Origin of the sequence: Sphingobacterium allocomposti, assembly GCF_008124885.1 — a bacterium.
Taxonomy (GTDB): Bacteria; Bacteroidota; Bacteroidia; order Sphingobacteriales; family Sphingobacteriaceae; genus Sphingobacterium; species Sphingobacterium allocomposti.
The window spans coordinates 1-24,093 of sequence record NZ_VNHX01000010.1; the positions used below are offsets into that span (position 1 = coordinate 1).

Annotated in this window: 20 protein-coding genes; 8 read left to right on the forward strand and 12 right to left on the reverse strand. The window is 45.3% G+C overall.

Translation table 11 applies throughout. From position 1 onward, the window contains the following. Nucleotides 1-219: 219 nt before the first annotated feature. The 4 genes from rplI to BC792_RS08625 all read right to left on the reverse strand — a co-directional run bounded on the left by rplI (nt 220) and on the right by BC792_RS08625 (nt 2,342). Nucleotides 220-663 (reverse strand): 50S ribosomal protein L9, encoded by a 444-nt coding sequence (gene rplI, locus BC792_RS08610; RefSeq protein ID WP_148908598.1) that lies wholly within the window; start codon nt 661-663, stop codon nt 220-222. Nucleotides 664-675: 12 nt separating this feature from the next. After that, entirely contained in the window at nt 676-939 is a 264-nt protein-coding gene (rpsR, locus tag BC792_RS08615) for a 30S ribosomal protein S18 (RefSeq protein ID WP_148908599.1), read from the reverse strand. Continuing rightward, nucleotides 939-1,307 carry a 30S ribosomal protein S6 gene (gene rpsF / locus BC792_RS08620; RefSeq protein ID WP_148908600.1) on the reverse strand — a complete coding sequence of 123 codons (369 nt, stop codon included), beginning with the start codon at nt 1,305-1,307 and terminating at the stop codon, nt 939-941. The genes rpsR and rpsF overlap by 1 nt, the downstream gene beginning before the upstream one ends. A gap of 141 nt (nt 1,308-1,448) precedes the next feature. Beyond that, complete coding sequence (locus BC792_RS08625) at nt 1,449-2,342, reverse strand: cupin-like domain-containing protein (RefSeq protein ID WP_148908601.1); 894 nt, start codon at nt 2,340-2,342, stop codon at nt 1,449-1,451. A 126-nt stretch (nt 2,343-2,468) separates the two neighbouring features. On the opposite strand from BC792_RS08625, the gene BC792_RS08630 reads away from it, so the two are divergent. Beyond that, the gene (locus BC792_RS08630; protein ID WP_148908602.1) at nt 2,469-2,972 is read left to right on the forward strand and encodes a lipocalin-like domain-containing protein; all 504 of its coding nucleotides are present in this window, start codon (nt 2,469-2,471) and stop codon (nt 2,970-2,972) included. Nucleotides 2,973-3,039: 67 nt separating this feature from the next. On the opposite strand, the gene BC792_RS08635 is transcribed toward BC792_RS08630, so the two are convergent. From BC792_RS08635 to gyrA, 3 genes are read right to left on the reverse strand one after another with little or no spacing between them, the layout of a single operon-like run. Next, nucleotides 3,040-4,212 (reverse strand): tetratricopeptide repeat protein, encoded by a 1,173-nt coding sequence (locus BC792_RS08635; protein ID WP_148908603.1) that lies wholly within the window; start codon nt 4,210-4,212, stop codon nt 3,040-3,042. A gap of 2 nt (nt 4,213-4,214) precedes the next feature. Beyond that, nucleotides 4,215-5,336, reverse strand: coding sequence for a tetratricopeptide repeat protein (locus BC792_RS08640; RefSeq protein WP_246154932.1), 1,122 nt, complete (start codon nt 5,334-5,336; stop codon nt 4,215-4,217). Then, on the reverse strand, nt 5,323-7,890 hold the full coding sequence (gyrA, locus tag BC792_RS08645) for a DNA gyrase subunit A (RefSeq protein ID WP_148908604.1): 2,568 nt from the start codon (nt 7,888-7,890) through the stop codon (nt 5,323-5,325). The genes BC792_RS08640 and gyrA overlap by 14 nt, the downstream gene beginning before the upstream one ends. 369 nt (nt 7,891-8,259) lie before the next feature. On the opposite strand from gyrA, the gene serC reads away from it, so the two are divergent. The 4 genes from serC (at nt 8,260) to lysA (ending at nt 12,965) form a co-directional block, all read left to right on the forward strand. Continuing rightward, nucleotides 8,260-9,330, forward strand: coding sequence for a 3-phosphoserine/phosphohydroxythreonine transaminase (gene serC, locus BC792_RS08650; RefSeq protein WP_148908605.1), 1,071 nt, complete (start codon nt 8,260-8,262; stop codon nt 9,328-9,330). 9 nt (nt 9,331-9,339) lie between these two features. After that, nucleotides 9,340-10,287, forward strand: a complete 948-nt coding sequence (locus BC792_RS08655) for a D-2-hydroxyacid dehydrogenase (protein WP_148908606.1) — start codon at nt 9,340-9,342, stop codon at nt 10,285-10,287. Nucleotides 10,288-10,478: 191 nt separating this feature from the next. Continuing rightward, nucleotides 10,479-11,792, forward strand: a complete 1,314-nt coding sequence (locus BC792_RS08660; protein ID WP_148908607.1) for an aspartate kinase — start codon at nt 10,479-10,481, stop codon at nt 11,790-11,792. Between the two features lie 15 nt (nt 11,793-11,807). Continuing rightward, nucleotides 11,808-12,965 carry a diaminopimelate decarboxylase gene (gene lysA, locus BC792_RS08665; protein WP_425262451.1) on the forward strand — a complete coding sequence of 386 codons (1,158 nt, stop codon included), beginning with the start codon at nt 11,808-11,810 and terminating at the stop codon, nt 12,963-12,965. Between the two features lie 216 nt (nt 12,966-13,181). Here the strand turns inward: lysA and BC792_RS08670 are convergent, their stop codons facing one another. Both BC792_RS08670 and BC792_RS08675 read right to left on the reverse strand, forming a co-directional pair. Next, nucleotides 13,182-13,886, reverse strand: coding sequence for a response regulator transcription factor (locus BC792_RS08670; RefSeq protein WP_211357504.1), 705 nt, complete (start codon nt 13,884-13,886; stop codon nt 13,182-13,184). Between the two features lie 10 nt (nt 13,887-13,896). Continuing rightward, the gene (locus BC792_RS08675; protein WP_148908609.1) at nt 13,897-15,306 is read right to left on the reverse strand and encodes a sensor histidine kinase; all 1,410 of its coding nucleotides are present in this window, start codon (nt 15,304-15,306) and stop codon (nt 13,897-13,899) included. Nucleotides 15,307-15,662: 356 nt separating this feature from the next. Between BC792_RS08675 and BC792_RS08680 the strand changes: the two genes are divergently transcribed. The 3 genes from BC792_RS08680 (at nt 15,663) to BC792_RS08690 (ending at nt 21,198) form a co-directional block, all read left to right on the forward strand. Continuing rightward, nucleotides 15,663-18,029 carry a GH92 family glycosyl hydrolase gene (locus tag BC792_RS08680; RefSeq protein WP_148908610.1) on the forward strand — a complete coding sequence of 789 codons (2,367 nt, stop codon included), beginning with the start codon at nt 15,663-15,665 and terminating at the stop codon, nt 18,027-18,029. Between the two features lie 17 nt (nt 18,030-18,046). Beyond that, nucleotides 18,047-18,754, forward strand: coding sequence for a basic secretory protein-like protein (locus tag BC792_RS08685; protein ID WP_148908611.1), 708 nt, complete (start codon nt 18,047-18,049; stop codon nt 18,752-18,754). A 155-nt stretch (nt 18,755-18,909) separates the two neighbouring features. Next, entirely contained in the window at nt 18,910-21,198 is a 2,289-nt protein-coding gene (locus BC792_RS08690; RefSeq protein WP_148908612.1) for a GH92 family glycosyl hydrolase, read from the forward strand. Nucleotides 21,199-21,260: 62 nt separating this feature from the next. Here the strand turns inward: BC792_RS08690 and BC792_RS08695 are convergent, their stop codons facing one another. Genes BC792_RS08695 through BC792_RS08705 form a run of 3 tightly spaced genes read right to left on the reverse strand, consistent with a single transcriptional unit; the run spans nt 21,261 to nt 23,922 of the window. Continuing rightward, complete coding sequence (locus tag BC792_RS08695) at nt 21,261-21,671, reverse strand: hypothetical protein (protein WP_148908613.1); 411 nt, start codon at nt 21,669-21,671, stop codon at nt 21,261-21,263. A gap of 18 nt (nt 21,672-21,689) precedes the next feature. Continuing rightward, nucleotides 21,690-22,991 (reverse strand): ABC transporter permease, encoded by a 1,302-nt coding sequence (locus BC792_RS08700; RefSeq protein ID WP_148908614.1) that lies wholly within the window; start codon nt 22,989-22,991, stop codon nt 21,690-21,692. 13 nt (nt 22,992-23,004) lie between these two features. Beyond that, nucleotides 23,005-23,922 carry an ABC transporter ATP-binding protein gene (locus tag BC792_RS08705; protein ID WP_148908615.1) on the reverse strand — a complete coding sequence of 306 codons (918 nt, stop codon included), beginning with the start codon at nt 23,920-23,922 and terminating at the stop codon, nt 23,005-23,007. Between the last annotated feature and the right edge of the window lie 171 nt (nt 23,923-24,093).

A 24,093-nucleotide genomic window follows, 5' to 3' on the forward strand; every position in this document is an offset into this window, starting at 1 on the left:
ATGGTCGAAAAAACTCCTGAAACAACTTTCTCCGGACCAAACGACGAACCTAAATACAATAATCCGCTTATTTTATGACCAGTCATGGATAAATTGCCCATATCAACCGCTGGCGGCCTAGGCTAATCTCCTAAAACCATTACAGACCACAAGCCCATAATAAAACAAAGAAGGCGCCCTTTTTAGACGCCTTCTTTATTCGCTTAAAAATTTTAGAAACTATTCAGCTACGACTTCGAATGGAACCTGAACTTTCACTTCCTTGTGTAAGTTTAAGTTTGCAAGGTATTCGCCTACTGTTTTAGGTTCAACTTCGAAAGTAATGCGGCGACGGTCTACGTCAAAACCTTGGGCTTTTAGTGCTTCAGCAACCTGAATACTATTTACTTTTCCAAAAATTTTGCCTGTCTCGCCCGCTTTAGCGCCGATAGAAAGCTTAACATTTTCTAGTTTAGCTGCTAATTCCGTAGCATCTTTTTTAATCTTCTCTTGCTTGAATTGTGCCTGCTTAATGTTTTCAGCTAGTACTTTTTTCGCTGATGCAGTAGCTAAAATCGCAAATCCCTGTGGAATTAAGTAGTTACGACCATAACCTGGCTTTACAACCACTATATCGTCCTTTTCGCCAAGGTGTTTGATATCTTGTTTTAATATAACTTCCATGTCGTATCCTCCTTATTTTAATGAATCAGTTACGTAAGGTAATAATCCAACGATACGCGCGCGCTTAACAGCTTGTGCAACTTTACGTTGGAATTTTAACGATGTACCTGTAAGACGGCGAGGTAAAATCTTACCTTGCTCATTCACAAATTTCAATAGGAAGTTCGCGTCTTTGTAATCGATGTACTTGATGCCATTCTTTTTGAAGCGGCAGTATTTTTTACGGTTGTCCTCTACTTTAGGAGCAGTTACGTATTGGATATTGTCGTTTGCCATTAGTTTGCTACCTCCTCAGTTTTAGTTTCAGCTTTTTTGTTGAATGCACCGCTGCGCTTTTTCTCGTTGTAAGCTATCGCGTGTCTATCTAACGCAATAGTTAAGAAACGCATAACGCGCTCATCACGTTTGTACTCAAGTTCTAACTTTTGAATTAATTCACCCGGAGCCTTGAATTCAGTTAAGTGATAAAATCCAGTTGTTTTTTTCTGGATTGGATACGCTAATTTTTTCAAACCCCAATTGTCTTCTGCGACAATTTCGGCTCCGCCTTCTGTAAGGATGTTTTTGAATTTCGCAATTACTTCTTTTGCGGCATCCTCAGAAAGCAACGGGGTAAGAATGATGACAGATTCGTACTGTTGCATTTTTTTAAAATTTGTTAATTAAATTAAACTCCGTATTCCAAACGGAGTTGCAAAAATAAGAATAATTTTTGATTACTCGCAATATGCGGTAAAATTTTATAGGATGACAAGCTCATCTAAATGAGCAGGTCCTCGAAACACCTACCCGGCGTCAGACTGTTTGATCGTCGAAAGATAACGGTTAAGCGCCCGCTGACTTTTCCTGAAGGCAAGCTTTTGCTTAAAGGTTACCCATCTGTGTTTAAGAACGCGGCGCATCAACTTGTCGGTGTAGCGAACCACAAAGACTTCGTTAAGCATCTTCATAAGCCGGCGCGGCGATCCTGGGAAAGAGCGTAAGGTGATGGAAAAACCGGCTTCGAGATACCTGTTGAAATGCCAATAGCCGCTTGGCATGAACAGCGCGTCGCCATGCTCCATATGTACTTCGTACCCGGTCGCAAAGCGGAGTGCAGGAAAGCGTTCGAAGTCGGGCCGTTCGTAATCGATATTGTAGACCGTATGAACAGAGAGTGGCACCTTATATAAGAAGGAGGCTTGGTCGGGAGGAAACAGCAGCACTCTTTTTTTTCCTTCGAACTGAAAATGCAGCAAGTCGCCGAGATCTACGTCGTAATGCATAAGCACACGCGCCTCGCTACCACCAAAGAATAGTGTCGGAATACGTTTGAAGTATTTAAATCCTAACTCAGGATATGAAAAGTTTTTTAGCAATTCAGGGAGTTTATCGGTAATGATGTAGAAGAATATGCGTAAGTCTGAAGGCTTTTCTTTGATAAGTTTAATGTACTCCCGCATTTTCATATACGTGACCGGTTCATCGGTCGGTTTATTGGGATCTGCCGGCTTATTGTCGTACAGCCCCACGACCTGTTCGCCTGCCTGCGCGGCGATGTAATCGAGAGACCATTTGCTATAAGCTTCCCACTTTTTTGCTAGCCCCTTAATTAACACAGGTTTTTGCGGTTTAAAGTATTTTTTTAAAAACACGTCTTTGTCAATGTCTTCTACTACATCGATTTCTGATAAGATCATAGTCTGGCTTTGATGCGCTAAATGTAACAAAAATATTTCTGTCAAAATAACATCATAGTAGTTTTTCCCGAAACTAAGCGTATCAAAAATACGTTATCATTATAAAACTTAACGCGAACACATTTTATGACATCACTAAAAAACGAACTGGTTGGAACCTGGAAATTACTATCCTATATAGAAGTTCCAATCGGTGGAGATGATTCGCTTTTTCCTATGGGGAAGGCACCCTACGGTATCCTCATGTATTCGCCAGATGGATTTATGTCGGTACAAATCTCTAAAGAAGAACGGTTACTTTATAAAAGCAATGATAAGATGATGGCAACTCAGGAAGAGATGGTGTCGTCGTTACAAGGATACATTGCCTTTTGCGGTAGATATAAGGTGGATAACAACAATGCGGTTGTAAGCTATATTATTAAAAGTTCACTGTTTCCCAATTGGAAAAACCAGATACAGCGTCGGAAGATAGATTTTGAAGGTGATATTTTATATTTGAAGTCGACCGAGCCGATCCTGTCGGATGGCGCCTATGTGAATTCCTATATGACGTGGCAGCGTATTGACCGTTCCATCGATGATTTTTTTGAGGAAAGCGTTCTGGGCGAATATACGGCATTAAAGTAGCAGATACGAGAAGAGGTAACTGCAAAAAAAAGAAGGCCTAGGCCTTCTTTTTTTATATATTCAATGCTTACTGTTGAGCGGCATCGATTTTAGCCTGAATTTCAGTCGACTTCGCCTCGTCTTGTTGGAAATCGTAATAACCTTTCAGACTTCTTAGCGCATCAACATCCTGTGGGTTCAGCTCAACCACCTTTTCCAGGTAGGGAAGAGCTTCTTTAATTTTCTCTTTCAGTGCGTTGAGTTTGGTGTTGTAGTCGGTGTTAGAAAGACCCTTGTCTTCGTTTAATGTGTTAAGTTCATCTCGCACACTATTGATGATCGTCGCCGCCGCGTTTCTATTCGCGTCGGAATACGAAGGATCGATAGCTACGGCTTTTTTATAGGCTTCGATGGCTTTTTCGCTGTTATTCGCCGAAGAATGGGCTATACCTAAATAGTAGTAAAGTGCTTTGTTATTCGGGTCTTTCGCGATTTGGTTTTCGATGTCTGAGATCACCTTTGTTTCATTCCCGACAATAAGATTCAGCTCTATATTCTGAACAGCTGCATCGTTGTCGTTTGGATACGCCTGTGCTGCCTGTGCAGCATATTCCAACGCGCTTGCCGTATCTTTGGCTGAAAGATACAATTTAGGCAAGTCTACCATTACTGATTTGTGCGACGAGAAATCTTTCGCCGGTATCAGCTGTTTGTACTTCTCAATGGCGTTGGTATAGTCTTGATTCTGTATCGCTGCCAATCCGGAGTAGTACGTTAATGTAGTATCGCCGGGCAGGAAGTTTAACGCGTTATCAAAAGAAGCGTAAGCTGTTTTGAAGTCTTGTTTTTCCCAGGCGGCAACCCCCTGGTTGAAGTTAAACTGCCCCAGTACCTGACCTGCAACCTTAATATTCTCTGCGTTTTTGTTTTCCTTGTCCAGCTCTGTCGCCTTTTTTATTCCTTCGGCGGCAGCGGCAGCGGCCTCCTCCGTGTTATTCAAAGCCGCGAGGTTTGCATTTACAAGAGCATACACTGTCCATGCTTCTGCATCTTCCTTTGTTTTGTCGTGGGCGATAGCCTGATCGATCGCTTCTTTGGCGGCGTCCAGATTGCTTTTTCCGAGCTCGGCCGAACCTGCAGATTTTAGTTCTTCATACTTCTGCAAACTACTCTTTGCCTTTCTTACGTTGCTGGTTTGGGCAAACGCTGTTGTCCCGGCGGCCACCAGCAAAGAAAAAACTATTGCTTTCTTTACATTCATATCTAATTATTTGATAGTTGATTTAATAATAATTTAACACGATCCAATTGCATTAAATCTCCCGATTTCTCGTAATACAAGGAAAGAGACTTTAAAGCATTAACGTCATAAGGACGGATTTCGTTTGCTTTCAGCAACAAATTTTGCGCATAATATTGGGCCTCTGTATTGTTCTCGTCCTGTAGGAAGTCGTTCAAATAAATGAGTCCTAGCGCAAGGTTTGCTTCATAGTTATTCCCGTTGAGCTGAAGAACCTGCTGGTAGTACCGTTTAGCAATTTCTTTGTTTCCTACACTTTCGTTGGCATAGCCTGCCAAATAGTTTAACTCCACGTTTTCCGGCTCATATTTAATCGCTTCATCAATAATGGGAACAATGGCTTTATATTCATTGTTTAGCGCAAACTCCTGTATGAGATTCATCAGTACAGCTTTGTTTTCCGGAAACTTGGCCCGGGCGGTTTGCAGTGTGTTTAGAACAGCCTGTTTATCGCCGGTCTTACGGTACACATCCGTCAGTTCCAGGTAGTGCTCCGGTGACGGGTTGCCCTCTTTTAATAGCTGTGTATAATATGTTATAGCAGCTGGAAACTGTTCAGTCTGCACAGCCAAGACTGCTAGATTGTAAGTTACGTCGTAATTGGCAATATTTAGTTCCTTAACCTTAAGATAGTTATTAAAAGCGGCCGCGTAATCCTTTTTACCCAATGCCTTGTTGGCATTGTAGATATGCGCTGCTGCCAAATTCTGCTTTACATATTTCATCTCCGAGCTATACTGCGGCAGCTGCGCGGGCTTGATTCTGTTGACCGCGTCGTACGCGATATCGATCGGATCTTTTGCATTCTTGATAGATCTTGTCGAGTCGGCGTAAGCCATCGAACTGTAAATCATCGCACGCAGCACATTGACTCTGGTATTACTGGAATCCCGTCGGGACTGATAGGCTGCGTCAATAAACTTTTTGGCACTTTCCAGATTTTTCAATTCGCCGGTCTGCGTGTATAAAGCAAAGCTGTTGCTACTCTCCTTGTAGTTGGACTGCGCGAAAATCTGGAGTGCTCCAAGTAAGAACACTCCCGAAAAGAATATACGTAGACAGTTGCCTTTACTATTCTTCATCATCTTTTGCTTCTGATGCATTGTTGGAAACTTCATTTTCACCATCAATATCAATATTCGACGCTGCTTCCTCTGCTTCTTCTTCTTCTCGTTCAACCTTTGTTATAGACGCAATTTCGTCGTTGTCGTTTAGCGTTATGAGACGAACTCCCTGGGTTGCGCGCCCCATAACACGAAGCGTATCAACACCTATACGGATTACAATCCCGGACTTGTTGATGATCATCAGGTCGTCGTTATCAGTGACACCCTTGATAGCGACCAACTCGCCAGTTTTCTCGGTTACGTTGATGGTTTTTACACCCTTACCGCCACGGTTTGTCACTCGATAGTCTTCTATATCGGTGCGCTTACCATAGCCACGTTCCGATACGACCAGTACGGTCGTCTCCGGACTATCTACAGCAATCATGCCAACAACCTCATCGCTGTCGCTGGCAAGGCTTATTCCGCGGACGCCTGTTGCTGTTCTTCCCATTGGCCGGACCGTTGATTCGTTAAAGCGTATAGCACGGCCGGAGCGCAATGCCATGACGATTTCGCTGGTTCCCGTAGTCAGGCAAGCCTCAAGTAACTCGTCTCCATCGTTAATGTTGATGGCATTTATTCCGTTTGCGCGTGGGCGGGAATAAGCCTCTAGCGAGGTTTTCTTTATTGTACCTTTTTTGGTACACATGATAATAAAGTTGTTTTCGAGATAATCTTGATCCTTTAAGTTGGCAACCTTTATAAAAGCCTTGATTTTTTCTTCTTTCGGAACGTTGATAATGTTCTGCAGCGCGCGCCCCCGCGATGTGCGGCTTCCTTCCGGAATCTCAAAGGCACGCAGCCAGAAGCAATGACCTTGATCCGTAAAGAGCAGCAGATAATTGTGCGCAGAGGCCGTAATTATATGCTCTGTAAAGTCCTCGTCCCTGGTTGACGATCCGATCGCTCCCTTTCCTCCGCGTCCCTGTCTGCGGTATTCGGTTAGCGGCGTACGCTTTACATAAGAGTTGTGTGATATGGTGATAACGATTTCTTCGTCGTCGATGAAATCTTCCATACGCATATCTTCGGCAGAATGGACAATTAACGAACGTCTTTCGTCTCCATATTTTTCTTTTACCTCTATGAGTTCGTCCTTGATGATCTTCATACGCAGTCCTTCGTCTGCGAGGACTTCTTTCAAGTACTCAATTGTTTTCATCAGTTCCGCGTATTCCTCTTTAATCTTATCCCGCTCTAGTCCCGTTAACCGACGAAGCGTCATATCAAGGATCGCACGTGCCTGAATATCTGTCAGCCCAAATTTCTCCATCAGCCCTGTTCGCGCATCTTCAGGCGTGGCTGAGTTTCGGATCAGGCGGATGACCTCGTCCAGATGATCCAGCGCGATGAGATATCCTTCGAGAATATGAGCCCTTTTTTCTGCTTCCGAAAGCTCGAATTTTGTTCGGCGGATAACGACTTCATGCCTGTGTTCCACAAACTCGTGAATCATATCTTTCAGATTCAGGAGCATAGGACGTCCTTTAACGAGCGCGATGTTATTTACTGAAAAAGAGGTTTGTAAAGCTGTGTATTTGTAGAGATTGTTAAGAACTACGTTTGCGTTCGCTTCCCGTTTAATCTCGTACACGATCCGGAAACCTTCGCGGTCGGACTCGTCGCGTATAGTAGAAATTCCTTCAATTTTCTTTTCGTTAACAAGCTCTGCTGTACGTTCGATCATATTAGCCTTGTTAACCTGATAAGGAATTTCCGTAACGATGATGCATTCCCGCCCGTTCTTTAGCGTTTCGATTTCTGCTTTTCCACGCATGACAATCCGCCCACGGCCGGTTTCAAAGGCGTCCTTTACGCCGTTGTAGCCATAAATAATCCCGCCGGTCGGAAAGTCGGGACCTTTAATATACTGCATGAGTTCCGGAATCTCTATATCCCGATTGTCTATATAAGCTATTGTACCGTCAACCACCTCGGAAAGATTGTGTGGCGCCATGTTGGTCGCCATCCCTACAGCGATACCTGAAGCACCATTAACCAGTAGGTTTGGGATTCGGGTAGGGAGAACGGAGGGTTCCTGCAAAGAGTCGTCGAAGTTCAGCTGGAAGTCGACCGTATCCTTATTAATGTCTGAAAGCATCTCCTCCGCGATCTTTTTCAGTCTGGCTTCTGTATAACGCATTGCCGCAGGAGGGTCTCCATCGACAGAGCCGTAGTTACCCTGCCCATCTACCAAAGGATAGCGCATGCTCCAGTCCTGTGCCAGGCGTACCATAGCATCATACACCGAGGAGTCGCCGTGAGGGTGATATTTACCAAGAACATCACCAACAATACGCGCCGATTTCTTATAGGGTTTGTTGCTGGTAACACCTAAATCGAGCATCCCATACAACACGCGTCTATGAACAGGCTTCATACCGTCTCTTGCGTCTGGCAGGGCGCGGGAAACAATCACCGACATAGAGTAATCTATGTAGGCAGATTTCATTTGGTCTTCGATATTAATTGGAATAATCCTGTCGTTGGCAGGCACTAGATTGTTTTCGTTTTCTGTTTCTTCAGCCATATTTATGTGGTTTCGATCAAACTTGATGTGTACATTTTTTTTTGCACACATCGCATGCGAAGTTACGACTTTTTTTAATTTTTCCCGCCTTCATTGTTAAGCTAAAATAAACGTAAGGGTTGCTGGTTGAGTCGCGCAGGTGAGTAGAAAAATAACTGTTGTCGAAAGCGCGACCGCAATGTGTTGAAAGCAAGGGAGAAAGGGGTTTGTCGCTGTGAAAATACTATCAAAAAACGGGTTTGTTTGTTTATTTGTTAATAAAAACAGAAAATGCGTGATAAATTTAAAAAATATGCTATTTTTGCTTTTCATTTAGTCAAGAGGAGGCTAAATGATCATGTTTAAATTATTTACTATAATATCTTGACAATGAAACATAATTTTGGGGCAGGACCATGCATCCTTCCAAAGGAAGTATTTCAAGAAGCTTCGCAGGCAGTGATTGAATTCAATAACACAGGGCTTTCTATTCTTGAAATATCGCACCGTTCCAAAGAGTTTGAACAAGTAGTGGTCGAAGCCGAAGCGTTAGTGCGGGAGTTATTAAACGTACCTGCAGACTATTCTGTTTTGTTTTTACAGGGCGGAGCGAGTCAGCAATTTGCGATGGTTCCCATGAACTTATTGCCCGAGGGGGGAAAGGCTGCTTATCTGGACACCGGCGTGTGGGCCACTAAAGCGGCTAAAGAAGCGTCGAAACTTGGTCATGTTGAGATCGTAGCCTCCTCTTCGGATAAGAACTATACATATATACCGAAAGATTATTCCGTCCCGTCCGACGCGGCTTATTTTCATTTTACGTCGAATAACACCATCTACGGGACCGAGGTTTTTGAGCGGCCGAATGTGGGCATCCCTGTCGTTTCGGACATGTCTTCCGACATCTTCAGCAGGGTGATAGACGTGTCAGAATACGATCTGATCTATGCCGGAGCACAAAAAAATATGGGGCCAGCCGGCGTGACTTTGGTTATCATCAAAAACGAACTGCTGGGGAAATCCGGACGTACTATTCCGGCTATTTTCGACTATCAGGCGCACGCAAAAGCCGGTTCGATGTATAATACGCCGCCCGTATATTCTATTTATGTCTCGATGTTAAACCTACGCTGGTTAAAAGCTAAAGGCGGCGTTAGTGTCATCGAACAGGAGAATATTGTAAAGGCACGTACATTATATGAGGAGATCGACCGCAATACGCTTTTCAAAGGTACGGCAGATAAGGACGACCGCTCACGGATGAATATAACATTTGTTATGGAAAATCCTGAGCAAGAGGCTGCTTTTCTGGAGCTGGCTAAAGAAAGAGGATTGGTAGGAATAAAAGGGCACCGCTCTGTCGGCGGCTTTCGGGCATCTGTCTATAATGCATTAACGATAAGCTCTATTAATGCGCTGGTAGACGCAATGCGTGAATTTGAAGAAAACACTGTAAAATAAAGACAAGTAATGAGAATTTTAGCAAACGATGGCATCGACCTTATGGGGAAAAAACTCTTGGAGGATGCTGGATTTGAAGTAGATACGACACATATTCCGCAAGATCAACTTGCAGAAAAGCTACAGAACTACGATGCCATTACCGTGCGTAGTGCCACGAAAGTGCGTCAAGCCCTGATTGATGCATGCCCGAATATTAAAGCGATCGGCAGAGGTGGGGTAGGCATGGATAACATTGATGTAGAATACGCACGATCAAAAGGGATTGCGGTTATCAACACACCTGCTGCATCTTCGTTGTCGGTAGCTGAGTTGGTATTTGCGCATCTGCTTAGCGGCGTACGCTTTTTATACGACTCCAACAGAAAGATGCCGGTAGAAGGGAATACGAACTTTGCTGGTTTAAAAAAAGCTTATGCAAAGGGCGTTGAGCTGAAAGGAAAAACATTGGGCGTTATCGGGTTTGGGCGTATCGGACGGGAAACGGCAAAGGTAGCACTGGGAATGGGGATGGATGTGATTTACACCGACTTGTTTGAGGGACCTACGACGTTGCCGTTGATCTTTTCGGGCGGCATCGAAGTCGACCTGCCGGTGAAGCAGGTGTCTTTTGAAGAGGTATTAAAACAAGCAGATTTTTTAAGCTTACACGTGCCTTTCCTAGACAAGCCTGTGATCGGCAAAGAAGAGTTTGCACTTCTCAAAGACGGTGTGGGACTGGTCAACGCTTCCCGCGGCGGTGTTATCGACGAGCAGGAGCTTATCGCAGCGCTCGACAGCGGGAAAGTTTCTTTTGCTGCACTGGACGTGTTTGACAACGAGCCCACACCACGGGAAGAAATATTAAAACATCCCAAAATATCGTTGACTCCGCATATAGGTGCGGCTACAGACGAGGCGCAGGGACGGATCGGGGTAGAACTGGCTTTATTGCTTATTGATGCATTGAAGAAGTAGCCCTTCCGCATGACTTTTTATGCGGCACGAAGGCATTAAGCGTTTGTGCCGCTTTTTTTTTGAAAAGGGTCCGTTTTTAAAGAGGAAAGGCCTTAGTGGATCGCGATTCGTTGGAATCGTGAAAGTTTTGTTTAATAATATGCTCTAAATAATTACTTTTACACGTTTTTTAGAATAGTATACTTAGAATTATGAAAATTTTAAAATTTGGCGGTACTTCTGTTGGCAGTGCCGAACGCATTAAAGGGTTGTTGGATATCGTCGATCCTTCTACGCGTCAGATCGTAGTTCTCTCGGCTGTGTCCGGTACGACGAACGCATTAGTGGAAATCGGTCAAGCTTTTTTAACAGGAAAGAAAGAAGAGGCGGTCGAGCTCATTAAGCGTCATAAGGATAAGTATGAACTCTTGATCCGGGAACTGTTTACTTCTGAACAGGGACTGGCCAAGGGAAAAAATCTGATCGACTACCACTTTAATTATATAGCGTCTCTAGGTAACGAGATGTTTACGCCCGTGGAAGAGAAGATCGTGCTGGCGCAGGGGGAATTGCTATCAACGACGTTATTTCATTTTCACCTCGAGGAAATCGGTGTTCCCTCCATTTTACTGCCCGCGCTTGATTTCATGAAGATTGACGACGACAACGAACCTATTGTGGACTATATCGGTGAGAAGCTGTCCAACCTTCTAAGCTTATACCCTGATAACACGTTGTTTATTACACAAGGATACATTTGCAGAAACTCGTTTGGCGAGATTGATAACTTACGACGTGGTGGATCCGACTATACAGCGTCGTTGATTGGCGCGGCATTGCGGGCTGACGAGGTGCAGATCTGGACGGATATTGACGGCATGCACAATAACGACCCCCGCGTTGTGAAGAACACTAGTCCGATTGCGCACTTAAGTTTCGACGAAGCGGCGGAATTAGCTTATTTTGGAGCGAAGATCCTACATCCACAGAGCGTCTTCCCGGCCCAGAAGTACAATGTCCCTGTGCGCTTGCTGAATACGATGGACCCCGAAGCGACGGGCACATTGATTAGCAAAGAGGGAGGAAAGACGGGCCAAATAAGGGCTATCGCTGCGAAGGACGGCATCACCGCTATCCATATACAGTCTTCCCGTATGTTGCTGGCGTACGGCTTCTTACGCAAGATTTTTGAGGTGTTCGAACGTTACAAAACACCGATTGATATGATAACCACGTCAGAAGTAGCCGTGTCGCTAACCGTAGACGATACCAAAAACTTAGCAGACATCATCAAGGAGGTTCAGGATTTTGGCTCAGTGAAAGTGGACCACGAGCAGACCATCGTTTGTGTTGTCGGCGACTTTAGTGCGAATACGCACGGATATGCAGCACGCGTATTGGACGCTGTGAAACATTTGCCGTTGCGGATGGTATCGTACGGCGGTTCCGACTATAACGTTTCAATATTGTTGGATACGGCGCATAAAACGGAGGCCCTTCGCTCATTACATAATCGATTATTTTAAAGCCAGGAATATATGCTGTTTAACAAGGATCAACAAGATAAACTGAGAGGGGTACAAACACCGTTTTATTACTATGATCTGAATTTATTAGATGCAACGCTCGAATCAGCTAAATCTGCAGCTGATAAAAGAGGATTTCATGTCCATTACGCGCTGAAGGCAAATTTTAACGATCGGCTACTGGAACGTATCCAGGCCAAAGGATTTGGAGCCGACTGCGTGAGCGGCAACGAAGTTCAGAAGGCCGTAGACACTGGGTTTCCGGCAGACAAGATTACATTTGCCGGCGTTGGCAAGTCTGACGTTGAAATAAAGACAGCGCTTCGCCATGGTATTTTTGCCTTCAATGTGGAATCGATTCAGGAGATGGAGGTCATTGATGAACTTGCAGGTGAACTGGGCGTGAGGGCCAATGTGTCGCTACGGATTAATCCTAACGTTGATGCGAACACGCACCATTATATTACCACAGGACTCGATGAAAATAAGTTTGGCGTGCCAACGTCGGAGTTGGAGCGCGCAGCATCTGTGATACGCGATTCGAAGAACGTCGATCTAATCGGGCTCCACTTTCACGTGGGCTCGCAGATTACAGATTTGAACGTGTTTAAGAGCCTTTGCGTAAAGGTAAACGAATGGAAAAGTTGGTTTGAGGAAAGGGGTACACTTATCCGGGTGCTTAACGTCGGTGGAGGACTGGGCGTCGATTACCTCCATCCGGATGAACATGCTATTCCGGACTTTGAGGCGTATTTTGACATTTTTGACCGGTTTTTAGAGCGAGGGCCGCAACAGGAAGTGCATTTTGAACTTGGGCGTGCACTTGTCGCGCAGTCGGGATCGCTGATCAGTAAAGTGCTGTACACCAAAAGCGGCGTAAAGAAGCATTTTCTTATTTTAGATGCGGGGATGACAGAGCTGATGCGTCCCGCGTTGTATCAAGCCTACCATAAAATCGAACGTGTAACGCAAAGTGATAATAAAATCATTAACTACGATGTTGTTGGTCCGATTTGCGAGAGCTCCGACTGTTTCGGCAAAGAGGTGCCTCTTCCCGAATCAGCGAGGGGCGACCTAATTGCGGTTCGTACCGCAGGTGCGTACGGAGAGGTTATGGCCTCGCGGTATAACCTGCGTAATGAAATACGTTATATATATAGCGACTCTTTGTAATATCTGCCTGGGCCGCTCTGCGGTCCAGGCTTAAAATCGTCATTGAAGTAGGAGCTACAACGGTGAAGCATACCACGATGCAAGGTTACGACGTTGATCGGATTTCGGCCTGTCATACTTCCTCGTTATTACCTTATGTTTCCGTGTACGAAGATTAAGATACGCCAAGGACACGGAAAAGGAGAGAGCATATCCCCGGCGAGATGGTATCAGCCACTAAGCGCTTCTAAAAATAAAGCCAGCTCCGTAGACGGTCTCTATGGAAAGCTTGGACGAATGTTTTAGCAACTTCCTTATCCTCGAAATAAAGACATCCAGACTTCTCCCCATAAAATAGTCGTTTTCTCCCCATATGGTTAACAGTATTTCTTCCCGCCGCAACAGCTTTCCTTCATTCTTAGCCAAATAAAGTATTAGCTGCGTCTCCCGGGAGGTGAGATCGAACGAGCGGCCTGAAATGTACAATTTGTGTAATTCCGCGTCGAGCTCTATATCACCTATCCTTGCGATACTTATTGCTTTATCTGCGACAGCGGCCCGGTGAGAGACGCGCCTGCGCAGGATGTTTCTAATACGTAATACGAGTTCGTCAATGTCAAATGGCTTTGTGATGTAATCGTCAGCGCCGATGTGGAGGCCTTCTATCCGGTCGTTTTTCTCTCCTCTGGCCGTTAAGAAAAGAAAGGGCTGATCCGCATGCTGTTCCTTGATCCGCCTGGCCAACTCAAAACCATTGAAATCGGGCAACTGCACATCGATCAAAATCAGATCGAATGCTCCGGTCTTCGAGAAGCAGTCCAGCGCGTCGGTCGCCGTTCGGCGCCAGCTTACTTGAAATCCGACCATTTCGAGATATTGTGTAACAACGTTTCCCAAGTCGTTTTCGTCTTCGACATAGAGGAGGTGCTTATCTATTTCCATTGTTAATTGCTTAGTTTGTCTCGGAGGCTATCCAAATTGTAAAGGTGGTTCCTTGCTCTGCACTGCTACGGACTTCCACTCTCCACCCGTGGGCCTCGGCGACTTTTTGTACATAAAATAACCCTAACCCAAGTCCCGGCATGTATCCCGACTCTTTTCCCCGATAGAATTTTTGGAAAACAGCCTGATATTGTTTTTCATCCAGCCCGATGCCGTTGTCGGCTATATGTATACCGATTTCGCCGTTCGTTTCTGTTATAGACACAGCTATCACTTTGTTGGCCGACCGGTTGTATTTGATCGCGTTGTCGAAAATATTAAAAACGGCGGTTGTAAACAAGAACTTGTTGAGGCTGATTTCCAGTGCCGGCCGTCCCAGTTCGGACCGCATGCTTATTTGCACGTTATGCTCGACGGCTAACCGGTAGTCGTCGATGGACTCGGTCATGAGATCGTAGATTGGATAACTTTCTTTCTGTATGTTATAGGTATTTAGCTCTGTTATGTTAAGTGCTTGTTTAACTAAATTTTGTAACCTTGTTGATTGCCTCGTGATGATCGATGACAACTCCGAGATCTTTTCGTCCCGTTGCATAAGCGCCATGTTCCCAATGCTTTTGCTGGCCACCGTAATTGTTGTGATCGGGGTATGGAATTCGTGTGTGATACTGTTTAGAAAGTCGGAGGTCATTTCCGCCATTTTTTTCTGCCGGATCCAGTTTCGATAAGTGAGGTAGTAGATTGCCACGACGAGAAAAATAGCGATGAATGCTAATAATAGCGTTGGCGTCATTTGCCGCAGTATCTTCGTATAGCGGGAATCTGGGTCGTCGGCATGTAAGGCGAAGCCTATTTTATAAGAGTTAGCTTGCGGACTACTTACTGTTAAGCTCGTAATGAGGTTTTGCTTGTTTATATCCTGCAACGTTCCGTCGACAACTAAATAAGGCTGATCGGCCGTAATGCGATACCGGCCCTGTAGCAAGTTGAGGTACTGCTTACCGTCCAAAGTCATCTCGAGGCCCGTTAACAACAGGCGGTAGGAAAGGTTGGCGTCGAGATCGTTTTCCAGAATCAGTCTGCTGAAAATGGTGTCCATATTACTGTGGGTCCGTAAAGCACGAAGAATGGTATCGGTGAGGCGTTCGGCGAGAACGGCTGTCTGCTGCGCGTGTCCCTGATCCTGTAGCTGTCTGAAACGGTCGTATTGCGGCCGTATCAGCGAGTCGATAATCCGCTGTCCTCCCGGAAAGACTTTGTCGTTTAGCAGGAGCGCTCTATATGCGCTGTCGAGACTTTTGCGTTCTAAGACCTGGTACTGGTTATTCCGTAGCGCGAAAGTGTTATATATCAATAGATACTGTACGACCAAAAGCACGCCGAAGCTAACAATAGATATAGGGATGTGTTTTTTTTTCATATTTCATAAACAGGCTAAAACAGGAGTCTTTACACCGGGCTATTAATTCTTCTTCGCAAATATCGGTGACTTTGAAGCATATTTTAGTTACAATTTTTCCATTAACATTCTGTTAACAATCTATTAGGAACTCATTAACAGCATAAATGGATACTTATACCTATCTTCATGCTGTCAAAGTTACGATTACCGTTTTTAACCATTTTCCTAAATGATATGTATGAATTAAAACGGTCGCGGACGAAGATACTTGCCATATAAGCGATACAACACAAGCGGCCGTCTTTCGGATTTAACGGATGCGCACTCATGACGCCGCGTAGTACGTCCCCGGGGATAATAAAAAGAATAAATAGATGAAAAAAAATTGTTTAAAAACTTGGTTTATAGTGTTTGTCGGGCTTGGAGTTGCGTACTCCGGCCCGGTATTTTCTAAGTCGCCGGAAGATGGGACAAGGAAGAACAACGGGAGCGCCATTAAAGGAGCTGTATCGAACGTAACGGGCCCTGTGGATTATGTCAATCCGCTGATGGGCACGGATTCCAAAGTGTCGCTTTCCAACGGCAATACCTACCCAGCTATTGGTCTGCCCTGGGGGATGAACATGTGGACGCCCCAAACGGGTAAAAATGGAGACGGCTGGCAGTATACATACGGCGCAGATAAAATTCGGGGAATCAAACAGACGCATCAGCCATCGCCGTGGATGAACGACTATGGCCAGTTTTCGTTGATGCCCGTCAGCGGCCGGGGCGAGTTTAACCAGGAGAAGCGGGCCAGCTGGTTCTCCCACAAATCGGAAGTCGCCAAACCTTACTATTACGGCGTGTACCTTGCCGACCACGATGTGACGGCCGAGGTTACGCCCACAGAACGGGCGGCAATGTTCCGGTTTACGTTTGGACAGTCTGACAGTAGCTTTGTTGTTTTAGATGCATTCGACAGGGGATCGGAGGTCGAGATTATTCCGGAGAAAAACATGATTATTGGCTATTCGACGCGATACAGTAGGGGGAAACTACAGAATTTTAAAAATTACTTCGTCATTGTATTTGACAAGCCGTTCGAGACCTACGCCGTGTGGGAAGACGAAAGCAAACGGCAAGGCCAGAAGAAGGTTAACGGAAATCATAGCGGGGCCATCGTCAGTTTTAAGAATGTAGGGAAGGGCACCGGCGTGCAGGCCAGGGTAGCGTCGTCCTTTATAAGCCCTGCTCAGGCATTGACTAACCTCAAAGAGCTTAAGGAGCATACATTTGATGACATTGTTTCCCAAGGACGCGAACGATGGAATGATGTGCTGGGAAGGATTACTATCGAAGGAGCAACAGACGAACAATACCGCACTTTTTATAGTACAATGTATAGGACCGTGTTTTTTCCGAATAAACTATACGAGATCAACGAAAGCGGAGAGATCATGCATTACAGTCCGTACAACGGAAAGGTCCTGCCGGGGTATATGTTTGCCGGAACCGGCTTTTGGGATACATTTAGAGCCTTGTACCCCCTGTTAAATCTGCTTTACCCTTCTATAAACAAAGAGATGCAAGAAGGATTACTCAACTGTTACAAGGAGGGGGGCTTCCTCCCAGAATGGAGCAGTCCTGGGTTTGCTGACATCATGGTGGGCAATAACTCTGCTTCCGTGGTTGCCGAAGCTTATCTGAAGGGGCTAAGAGGGTATGACATAGAGACGCTCTATGAGGCGCTTATACATGGAGCGAATAACGAAGGACCAATGACCGCCGTGGGCAGAAAGGGGGTCGCCTACTACAACGAGCTCGGCTATGTACCATATGACGTTGGAATCAACGAAAATGCCGCGCGTACTTTGGAATATGCTTACGATGATTTTGCGATATATCGGCTGGCAAAAGCGTTAAACAGGCCGCAGGCCGAAATCAAGCTATATGCCGACCGCTCTCAGAACTATAAGAAGTTATTCGATCCATCAACAAACCTCATGCGGGGCAAAAATAAAGACGGCCAGTTTCAGGCACCATTTAACCCGCTGAAGTGGGGCGACGCATTTACGGAGGGAAATAGCTGGCATTATTCCTGGTCCGTATTCCACGACGTTCAGGGTCTAATTGATCTTATGGGAGGGGCCGACGTGTTTGTGGGAATGTTGGATTCCGTATTTAACCAGCCGCCCCATTTTGACGAAAGTTACTACGGCGGCGTTATACATGAAATACGCGAAATGCAGATTGCCAATATGGGTCAATATGCGCATGGTAATCAACCGATACAGCATATGATCTATCTATACAACTACGCAGGACAGCCTTGGAAGGCTCAATATTGGGTGCGTGAAGTGCTTGATAGGATGTATAAGCCCACTCCTGACGGATACTGTGGCGACGAGGATAACGGACAGACTTCGGCATGGTACGTCTTTTCAGCGTTAGGTTTTTATCCGGTCTGCCCCGCAATGGATCAATATGTCGTCGGGGCGCCGCTGTTTAAAAAGGCCGTTATTAAGCTTGAAAATGGTAAGACATTCACCATATCGGCAGCAAATAATCAGGCAGATAACCGCTATATACAGTCGGCAAAGCTCAATGGAAAATCGTTCGACCAAAATTGGCTCAGCCATAGTGCTATTATGGGGGGAGGGGAACTGAAATTTCAGATGTCTGATATCCCTAATAAAAATCGCGGTGTAGGGCAGCATGCAGCACCTTACTCATTTACACTGGACACAAATAAATTTTAAAATAATAAAGAAAGATTATGAAGAAGATCGTATTGTCTTTTGGGATACTCTTAGGAGTGCTGGTTGGTAAAGGGCAGGGGCAATGGAGCCGGCTAGACAAAGACCTGGAGGTTGCCGTATCAGTCGATACGTTAAAACAGGGAAAGTACAGCCTGATATTTATCGACAAACAGCCAGACTTCGATAAAGGCGTAAAGGCAAAGTTGATTGAAACCTTTTTTGTTACTTATCCAAAACTGGCGAAATTGTATAATAAGGATGCCATTAAGCAGGTGGTCTTTGTGATGGATCCCGATTATACCGGTATCGCTGCTGCCGGCGGCGGAGTCATCCGCTTTAACCCGGAATGGTTTAAGAAAAATCCCGGTGACATCGATATCGTGACGCACGAAGGGATGCATTTAGTTCAGGCGTATCCTGGGGGATCTGGGCCGGGCTGGGTTACCGAAGGAATTGCAGACTACGTGCGGTATGTCTATGGCGTGGACAACGAAGGGGCAAACTGGAAGCTGCCCGATCTAAAGCCGGACCACCATTACGAGAACGCATACCGTATCACTGCAAGATTCTTTTTCTGGATTGAGGAGAAGGTAAAAAAAGGGACGATTGCCAAGCTGGATAAGGCCATGAGAACAAAACAGTATAATGAGGCTTTCTGGTCCAAACAGACCGGGCACGGGTTGGAAGAATTGTGGGAGATGTATAAATCCAATCCCGCTATTTAAAAGAAAATCGCTAAGTTAGCGTGAGAGCAGGACTAAACCGGGAATACGTCGGTTTAGTCCTTGTTGTTCATTTACTATGGGACGAAGATATAAATGGTGCGTACTGCACATCTATTTATAGGAAGCATTCACCAATCATTAAAAGAAGTAAATTAATGAAAAATCTAAAAAGCATCTTATTGTTATTGTTGCCTCTTCACCTTGCGGCGCAGGAAACGCAGCTGGTGAAGTATGTTTCGCCGATAATCGGGACAGGAAAAATGGGACATACATTTCCCGGGGCAACGGTGCCCTTCGGAGCGGTTCAGTTGAGCCCCGACACGGATACCATTCCTTATGCTGTAAACGGCCGCTACAATGGTGAGGTATATCGTTATTGTGCCGGCTATCAGTATGATGATCCAACGATAGTCGGTTTTAGCCATACGCACTTTAGTGGTACCGGCCACTCCGATCTAGGCGACCTGCTGATTATGCCGACTGTTGGAGCGCTGCAGATGAACCCCGGTACGGCAGAACATCCCAAAAGCGGATATCGATCTCGTTTCAGTCATGATAAAGAACGTGCGGAGGCAAATTATTATAAAGTTTTTCTGGAAGATCCTAAGGTAACCGCCGAAATGACGACCTCGACCCGGGTCGGCTTTCATCGATATACCTTTCCCGAGTCGGAAAATGCACATCTCATATTCGATGTGAAGTCCGGCATCTACAACTACGATGAAAAGAACGTGTGGACCGTGGTGCGGGTGCTCAATGATACGTTGGTTACGGGGTTTATGCAAAGCAACGGATGGGCACGGACGCGTACGGTATATTTTGCTATCCGTTTTTCGAAGCCATTTAAAAACTACGGCGCCCGATACGGTGAAAAAGAGCAGGTATACAAGGGGTTCTGGCGTAAATTTGACCAGACCGACAACTTTGCTGATTTGGCGGGACGTAACGTACGGATGCATTTCGACTTCGATACCAGAGATCAGGAACAATTGCAGCTTAAAGTAGCGATCAGCCCTGTAAGTATGCGTAATGCATTGGAAAATATGGAGGCCGAAGTTCCGCATTGGGATTTTGAACGGGTAAAGCAGGAGGGGCAAGCTCTTTGGGAAGATGAACTACGGAAAATACAGGTAGATATGTTGTCGCACGACGATTATGTCAACTTTTATACCGCGATGTACCACGCGGCACTTATGCCTACAGTGTATATGGATGTCAACGGGGAATACAAAGGCCTTGACCAGGAGGTGCATAAAGCTGACGGATTTGTAAACTATACCTCGTTCTCGCTTTGGGACACCTTCAGAGCTTTTCACCCGTACCTAAACTTAGTCAATCCCAAGCGGAACGCGGATATGGTAGAATCTATGATTGCCCATTACGATCAGAGTGTACTTCATATGTTACCGATATGGTCGCACTATGCCAACGACAACTGGTGTATGAGTGGATATCACTCGGTTTCCGTGATTGCCGATGCAATTATTAAGGGCGTGTATAAGGGGGATGCCGTCCGCGCGCTTGATGCCTGTGTACAGACGGCTAATGCCAGGAAATATGAAGGTATAGGCTACTATATTGATTTAGGGTTTGTGCCGGACGAAGTGTCGGGAACTTCCGTGTCGAATACACTCGAATATGCCTATGACGATTGGTGTATCGCACAGCTAGCAAAATTTCTTGGTAAGGAGGAGATTTATAACACCTTTATAAAACGTTCTGGGTATTGGCGCAATCTTTTCGATGCACGAATCGGTTTTATGCGTCCAAAGAACGCACAAGGGGTATTCCGCGCGAAGTTTGACCGGCTGGAGACCCACGGGCAAGGCTTCATAGAGGGTAATACATGGAACTATAGCCTGTATGTTCCGCACGATCCGGAAGGTCTCATGGGGATCATGGGAGGGCAGCAGCGTCTGGCGACATATTTAGATTCGCTGTTTACCATGCATCTTCCCGATAAGTTTTTTGCGAATACAGAAGATATTACAAGAGAAGGGATTATCGGGAACTATGTGCATGGAAACGAGCCTGCTCACCATGTCGTATATTTACACAACCTCGCGGGAATACCGTCAAAAGGGCAGGAGCGTATACGTATGATCCTGCGGAATCAATATCATACTGGGTATGACGGACTGGGCGGAAACGATGACTGCGGACAGATGAGCGCTTGGTATTTGTTTAGTTCTCTAGGGTTTTACCCCGTGAGTCCAGCCTCGGACGAGTACTGGATTGGCAGTCCGTTGGTTAAATCGGCCACTATCAGACTTGAAAATGGAAATACATTTTCAGTGAAGGTTACTAATCAGGGCGAGAAGAATGTTTACGTGAAGGAGGTTAAGTTAAACGGCAGACCGCTAAATGGATATAAAATTAAACATGCCGATATCGTCGGTGGGGGGACGCTGACATTTACAATGAGTAACAAGCCCAAGCGCTAGGTTTATATTTTCCGGAATGGGCCGCTTATTTTATCGGCCTATTCCGGAAAAATGTATGGCAGTTATTGCATATGAATAACCTGGTCGACAATATATCGGGTATTTCCGCGCCACGGCAGCACGCCGTGGTACTCTTTATAATGGAGGTCGAAGTACTTTCCGCTGTTAAGCTCCAACAGGCGGAATATGGAATCGTTCTCGACGGAAAACTCAAACTCATTACTGGAAATGCCCGGTCCTTTTTTACTGTTGCCGAACCCTTCCTGAATCAGTTTCCCTTCGTACGTTTTAAAAAGATTCCCTTTTTTTACGGCATAATTAAGGTATCCTGATTTTACGCCTTCCCCAAAGACAAAGTAATATTTGTAATAGACGTACCCCGAAACTCCGATGAGGAGAATAACTACTATCCAACTGAGAATTTTTCCGAGCTTCCCTGATTTTTTCGTTCCGACATTTTCTGATGTATTCATGTTTTTCGCGTTTATACGTTATCGTTTATAACTGAACCACTTGATAAGTTCCTTAAAACTAGCTTTTTTTCCATACATAAGTATACCAACTCTATAAATGCGTGACGCTGCCCACGTGGTAATAAGGAAACCTACAATCAAACATGCCAAGGATGTTGCGATCTGCCAAAGGGGAACGCCGAACGGTATACGCACCAGCATAGCAATCGGAGAGGTGAAAGGAATAAAGCTAAGCCACGTAGCAATACTGCCGTGAGGATCGTTTACCAGGACGCCGAATGATAGCACGTAAGTTAAGAGCAACGGCATGGTGATAGGCATGGTGAACTGGGAGGCCTCTGTTTCGCTGTCGACAGCAGATCCCACAGCGGCGAAAAGCGCGCTATAAAGAAAATAGCCTCCAAGGAAGAATAAGAAAAAGCAAATTAACAGCTCCCCGAGATGTATAGACTGGAGGGCGTCCATGATTTCCAGCGATTGAGGCTTTCCAAGGCCACCTTCTTCTATAGAGCCAGCCAGTTCGGTCGTGCTATTTTGATCATATAGCATGGTTGTGGCAGCGCTGCTGAGTGCCAGCGTGAGGAGGACCCACAATAGGAATTGAGTCAGGCCAACAAGGCCGATGCCTACTATCTTTCCAATCATTAGCTGAAAAGGTTTGACCGACGAAATGATGACCTCGATAATCCGGTTGGACTTTTCTTCGATAATTCCACGCATAACCTGCGCACCGTACAGAAAAAGCGATAAATAGATCAAAACTGACAGCGCCATGGCAACGCCCATAGCTATTTCAGTATGGCTCTCCTTCGCATCGCCTTCATCGGTTATTTCTTTTGTGGAGATGGTCACCCGGTCGTTGACACGCTGGATGCTTGCCACATCGATGCCCAGCTTGGTATATTCCGCTGTCCGGATTATTTCCTTCAGCTGCTCTCTGATTTCTGCCTGCGTGGTTATATTTGGCTTGCCCGCCGATAACAGTTCGACACGTCGGCTTTCGAGAAAGTCGTCGGGAATGATCAATAAATTTGTATTTTTTTCTTTATCCTTCAGGCTTTCTATCTCTTCTTGAAGAGCAACATTGGAAACAATATAGGTTATATTTTTGTTGCTCTTGAGTTTGTTTTGTATATCTCCTTGTTGATCGACGACATGTACGAGAGCATGTGACTCCTCGAAACTCTTTTTTGTCAGGAAAAACACACCGACATACATGGCGATAAAAAAGAGGGGCACGAGAAAGGTTGTGAGAAGAAAAGATTTCTTTTTTACTCTACTCGTGTACTCCCGTAATATAATTAAAGCAATTTTATTCATGGTCTTTAGTCAGTTAATTGGTTAGCTTGGTCACGTTGTCTATAAATATGTCGTGCATAGAAGGGATGATCTCCAGAACCTGGTGTACGGTAATGTGCGGAAGAAGATATAAAAGCACCTCGTTTAAAGAGGTGTGCGGTGCTATCTTTATGGTTATGTCCTGTACCTCATACCTGTCCTGTTGCTCCACCACGGTAAATAGCGCTGTCGATTGATTAAACACATCAGCTTCGCCGCTCCGCTCGAAAAGGATGCGATACGTTTGGTTTTGGTAGGCCTTTTTTATGTCGCGGACAGGACCATCCAGGATTTTCTTTGACTTGTTGATTAACGCGATACTGTCGCACATCTCTTCCACAGACTCCATACGGTGTGTAGAATAAATAATGGTAGCACCCTTCCTGTTCAACTCGATGATCTCCTGTTGGATTATCTGTGTATTAAGCGGATCAAAGCCCGAGAACGGTTCATCGAGAATGATAAGATCCGGTTCATGAACGACGGTGGCCACAAACTGCACCTTTTGCTGCATCCCTTTGCTGAGGTCCTCAACTTTCTTGTCCCACCAGCTTTCTATTTGCAGCTTCTCAAACCAGTACCTTATTTTTTGCACAGCCGTGCTTCTGGAAAGCCCCTTTAGCTGGGAGAGGTATAGCAGCTGTTCACCGATCCGCATTTTCTTGTATAGGCCTCGTTCCTCTGGGAGGTAGCCTATTCGTTCGATATGTTTGGGCTGTAGTTTTTCTCCGTCAAAATATATCTCGCCGCTGTCCGGAGCGGTTATCTGATTAATTATCCGTATTAGCGAGGTTTTTCCGGCCCCATTGGGGCCAAGCAGGCCAAAAATACTTCCCTTTGGAACAGAAAGCGATACATCGTCTAGCGCACGGTGATTACTATACTGTTTTACTATATTTTCTATTTCAAGCATTGGTTATATAAATTTAGTTAAAGTAAGCGAAAAATAAGGAAAGTTAATAACATTCGGAAAAACTTTCGTGGTAGAGCGTGCGCTATAAGAGGTTTTTCGGCTTAAGGGTCCTTGTGCAAAGCGTCGCCAGCATGGGAGGCCGACCGAGGCTCCTGATCATTATGCGATCTG

Excerpts from the sequence above, each read along its gene's own strand:
- rplI (WP_148908598.1), bottom strand. The coding sequence starts at position 663 with ATGGAAGTTATATTAAAACAAGATATCAAACACCTTGGCGAAAAGGAC.
- rpsR (WP_148908599.1), bottom strand. The coding sequence starts at position 939 with ATGGCAAACGACAATATCCAATACGTAACTGCTCCTAAAGTAGAGGAC.
- rpsF (WP_148908600.1), bottom strand. The coding sequence starts at position 1,307 with ATGCAACAGTACGAATCTGTCATCATTCTTACCCCGTTGCTTTCTGAG.
- BC792_RS08625 (WP_148908601.1), bottom strand. The coding sequence starts at position 2,342 with ATGATCTTATCAGAAATCGATGTAGTAGAAGACATTGACAAAGACGTG.
- BC792_RS08630 (WP_148908602.1), top strand. The coding sequence starts at position 2,469 with ATGACATCACTAAAAAACGAACTGGTTGGAACCTGGAAATTACTATCC.
- BC792_RS08635 (WP_148908603.1), bottom strand. The coding sequence starts at position 4,212 with ATGAATGTAAAGAAAGCAATAGTTTTTTCTTTGCTGGTGGCCGCCGGG.
- BC792_RS08640 (WP_246154932.1), bottom strand. The coding sequence starts at position 5,336 with ATGATGAAGAATAGTAAAGGCAACTGTCTACGTATATTCTTTTCGGGA.
- gyrA (WP_148908604.1), bottom strand. The coding sequence starts at position 7,890 with ATGGCTGAAGAAACAGAAAACGAAAACAATCTAGTGCCTGCCAACGAC.
- serC (WP_148908605.1), top strand. The coding sequence starts at position 8,260 with ATGAAACATAATTTTGGGGCAGGACCATGCATCCTTCCAAAGGAAGTA.
- BC792_RS08655 (WP_148908606.1), top strand. The coding sequence starts at position 9,340 with ATGAGAATTTTAGCAAACGATGGCATCGACCTTATGGGGAAAAAACTC.
- BC792_RS08660 (WP_148908607.1), top strand. The coding sequence starts at position 10,479 with ATGAAAATTTTAAAATTTGGCGGTACTTCTGTTGGCAGTGCCGAACGC.
- BC792_RS08670 (WP_211357504.1), bottom strand. The coding sequence starts at position 13,886 with ATGGAAATAGATAAGCACCTCCTCTATGTCGAAGACGAAAACGACTTG.
- BC792_RS08675 (WP_148908609.1), bottom strand. The coding sequence starts at position 15,306 with ATGAAAAAAAAACACATCCCTATATCTATTGTTAGCTTCGGCGTGCTT.
- BC792_RS08680 (WP_148908610.1), top strand. The coding sequence starts at position 15,663 with ATGAAAAAAAATTGTTTAAAAACTTGGTTTATAGTGTTTGTCGGGCTT.
- BC792_RS08685 (WP_148908611.1), top strand. The coding sequence starts at position 18,047 with ATGAAGAAGATCGTATTGTCTTTTGGGATACTCTTAGGAGTGCTGGTT.
- BC792_RS08690 (WP_148908612.1), top strand. The coding sequence starts at position 18,910 with ATGAAAAATCTAAAAAGCATCTTATTGTTATTGTTGCCTCTTCACCTT.
- BC792_RS08695 (WP_148908613.1), bottom strand. The coding sequence starts at position 21,671 with ATGAATACATCAGAAAATGTCGGAACGAAAAAATCAGGGAAGCTCGGA.
- BC792_RS08700 (WP_148908614.1), bottom strand. The coding sequence starts at position 22,991 with ATGAATAAAATTGCTTTAATTATATTACGGGAGTACACGAGTAGAGTA.
- BC792_RS08705 (WP_148908615.1), bottom strand. The coding sequence starts at position 23,922 with ATGCTTGAAATAGAAAATATAGTAAAACAGTATAGTAATCACCGTGCG.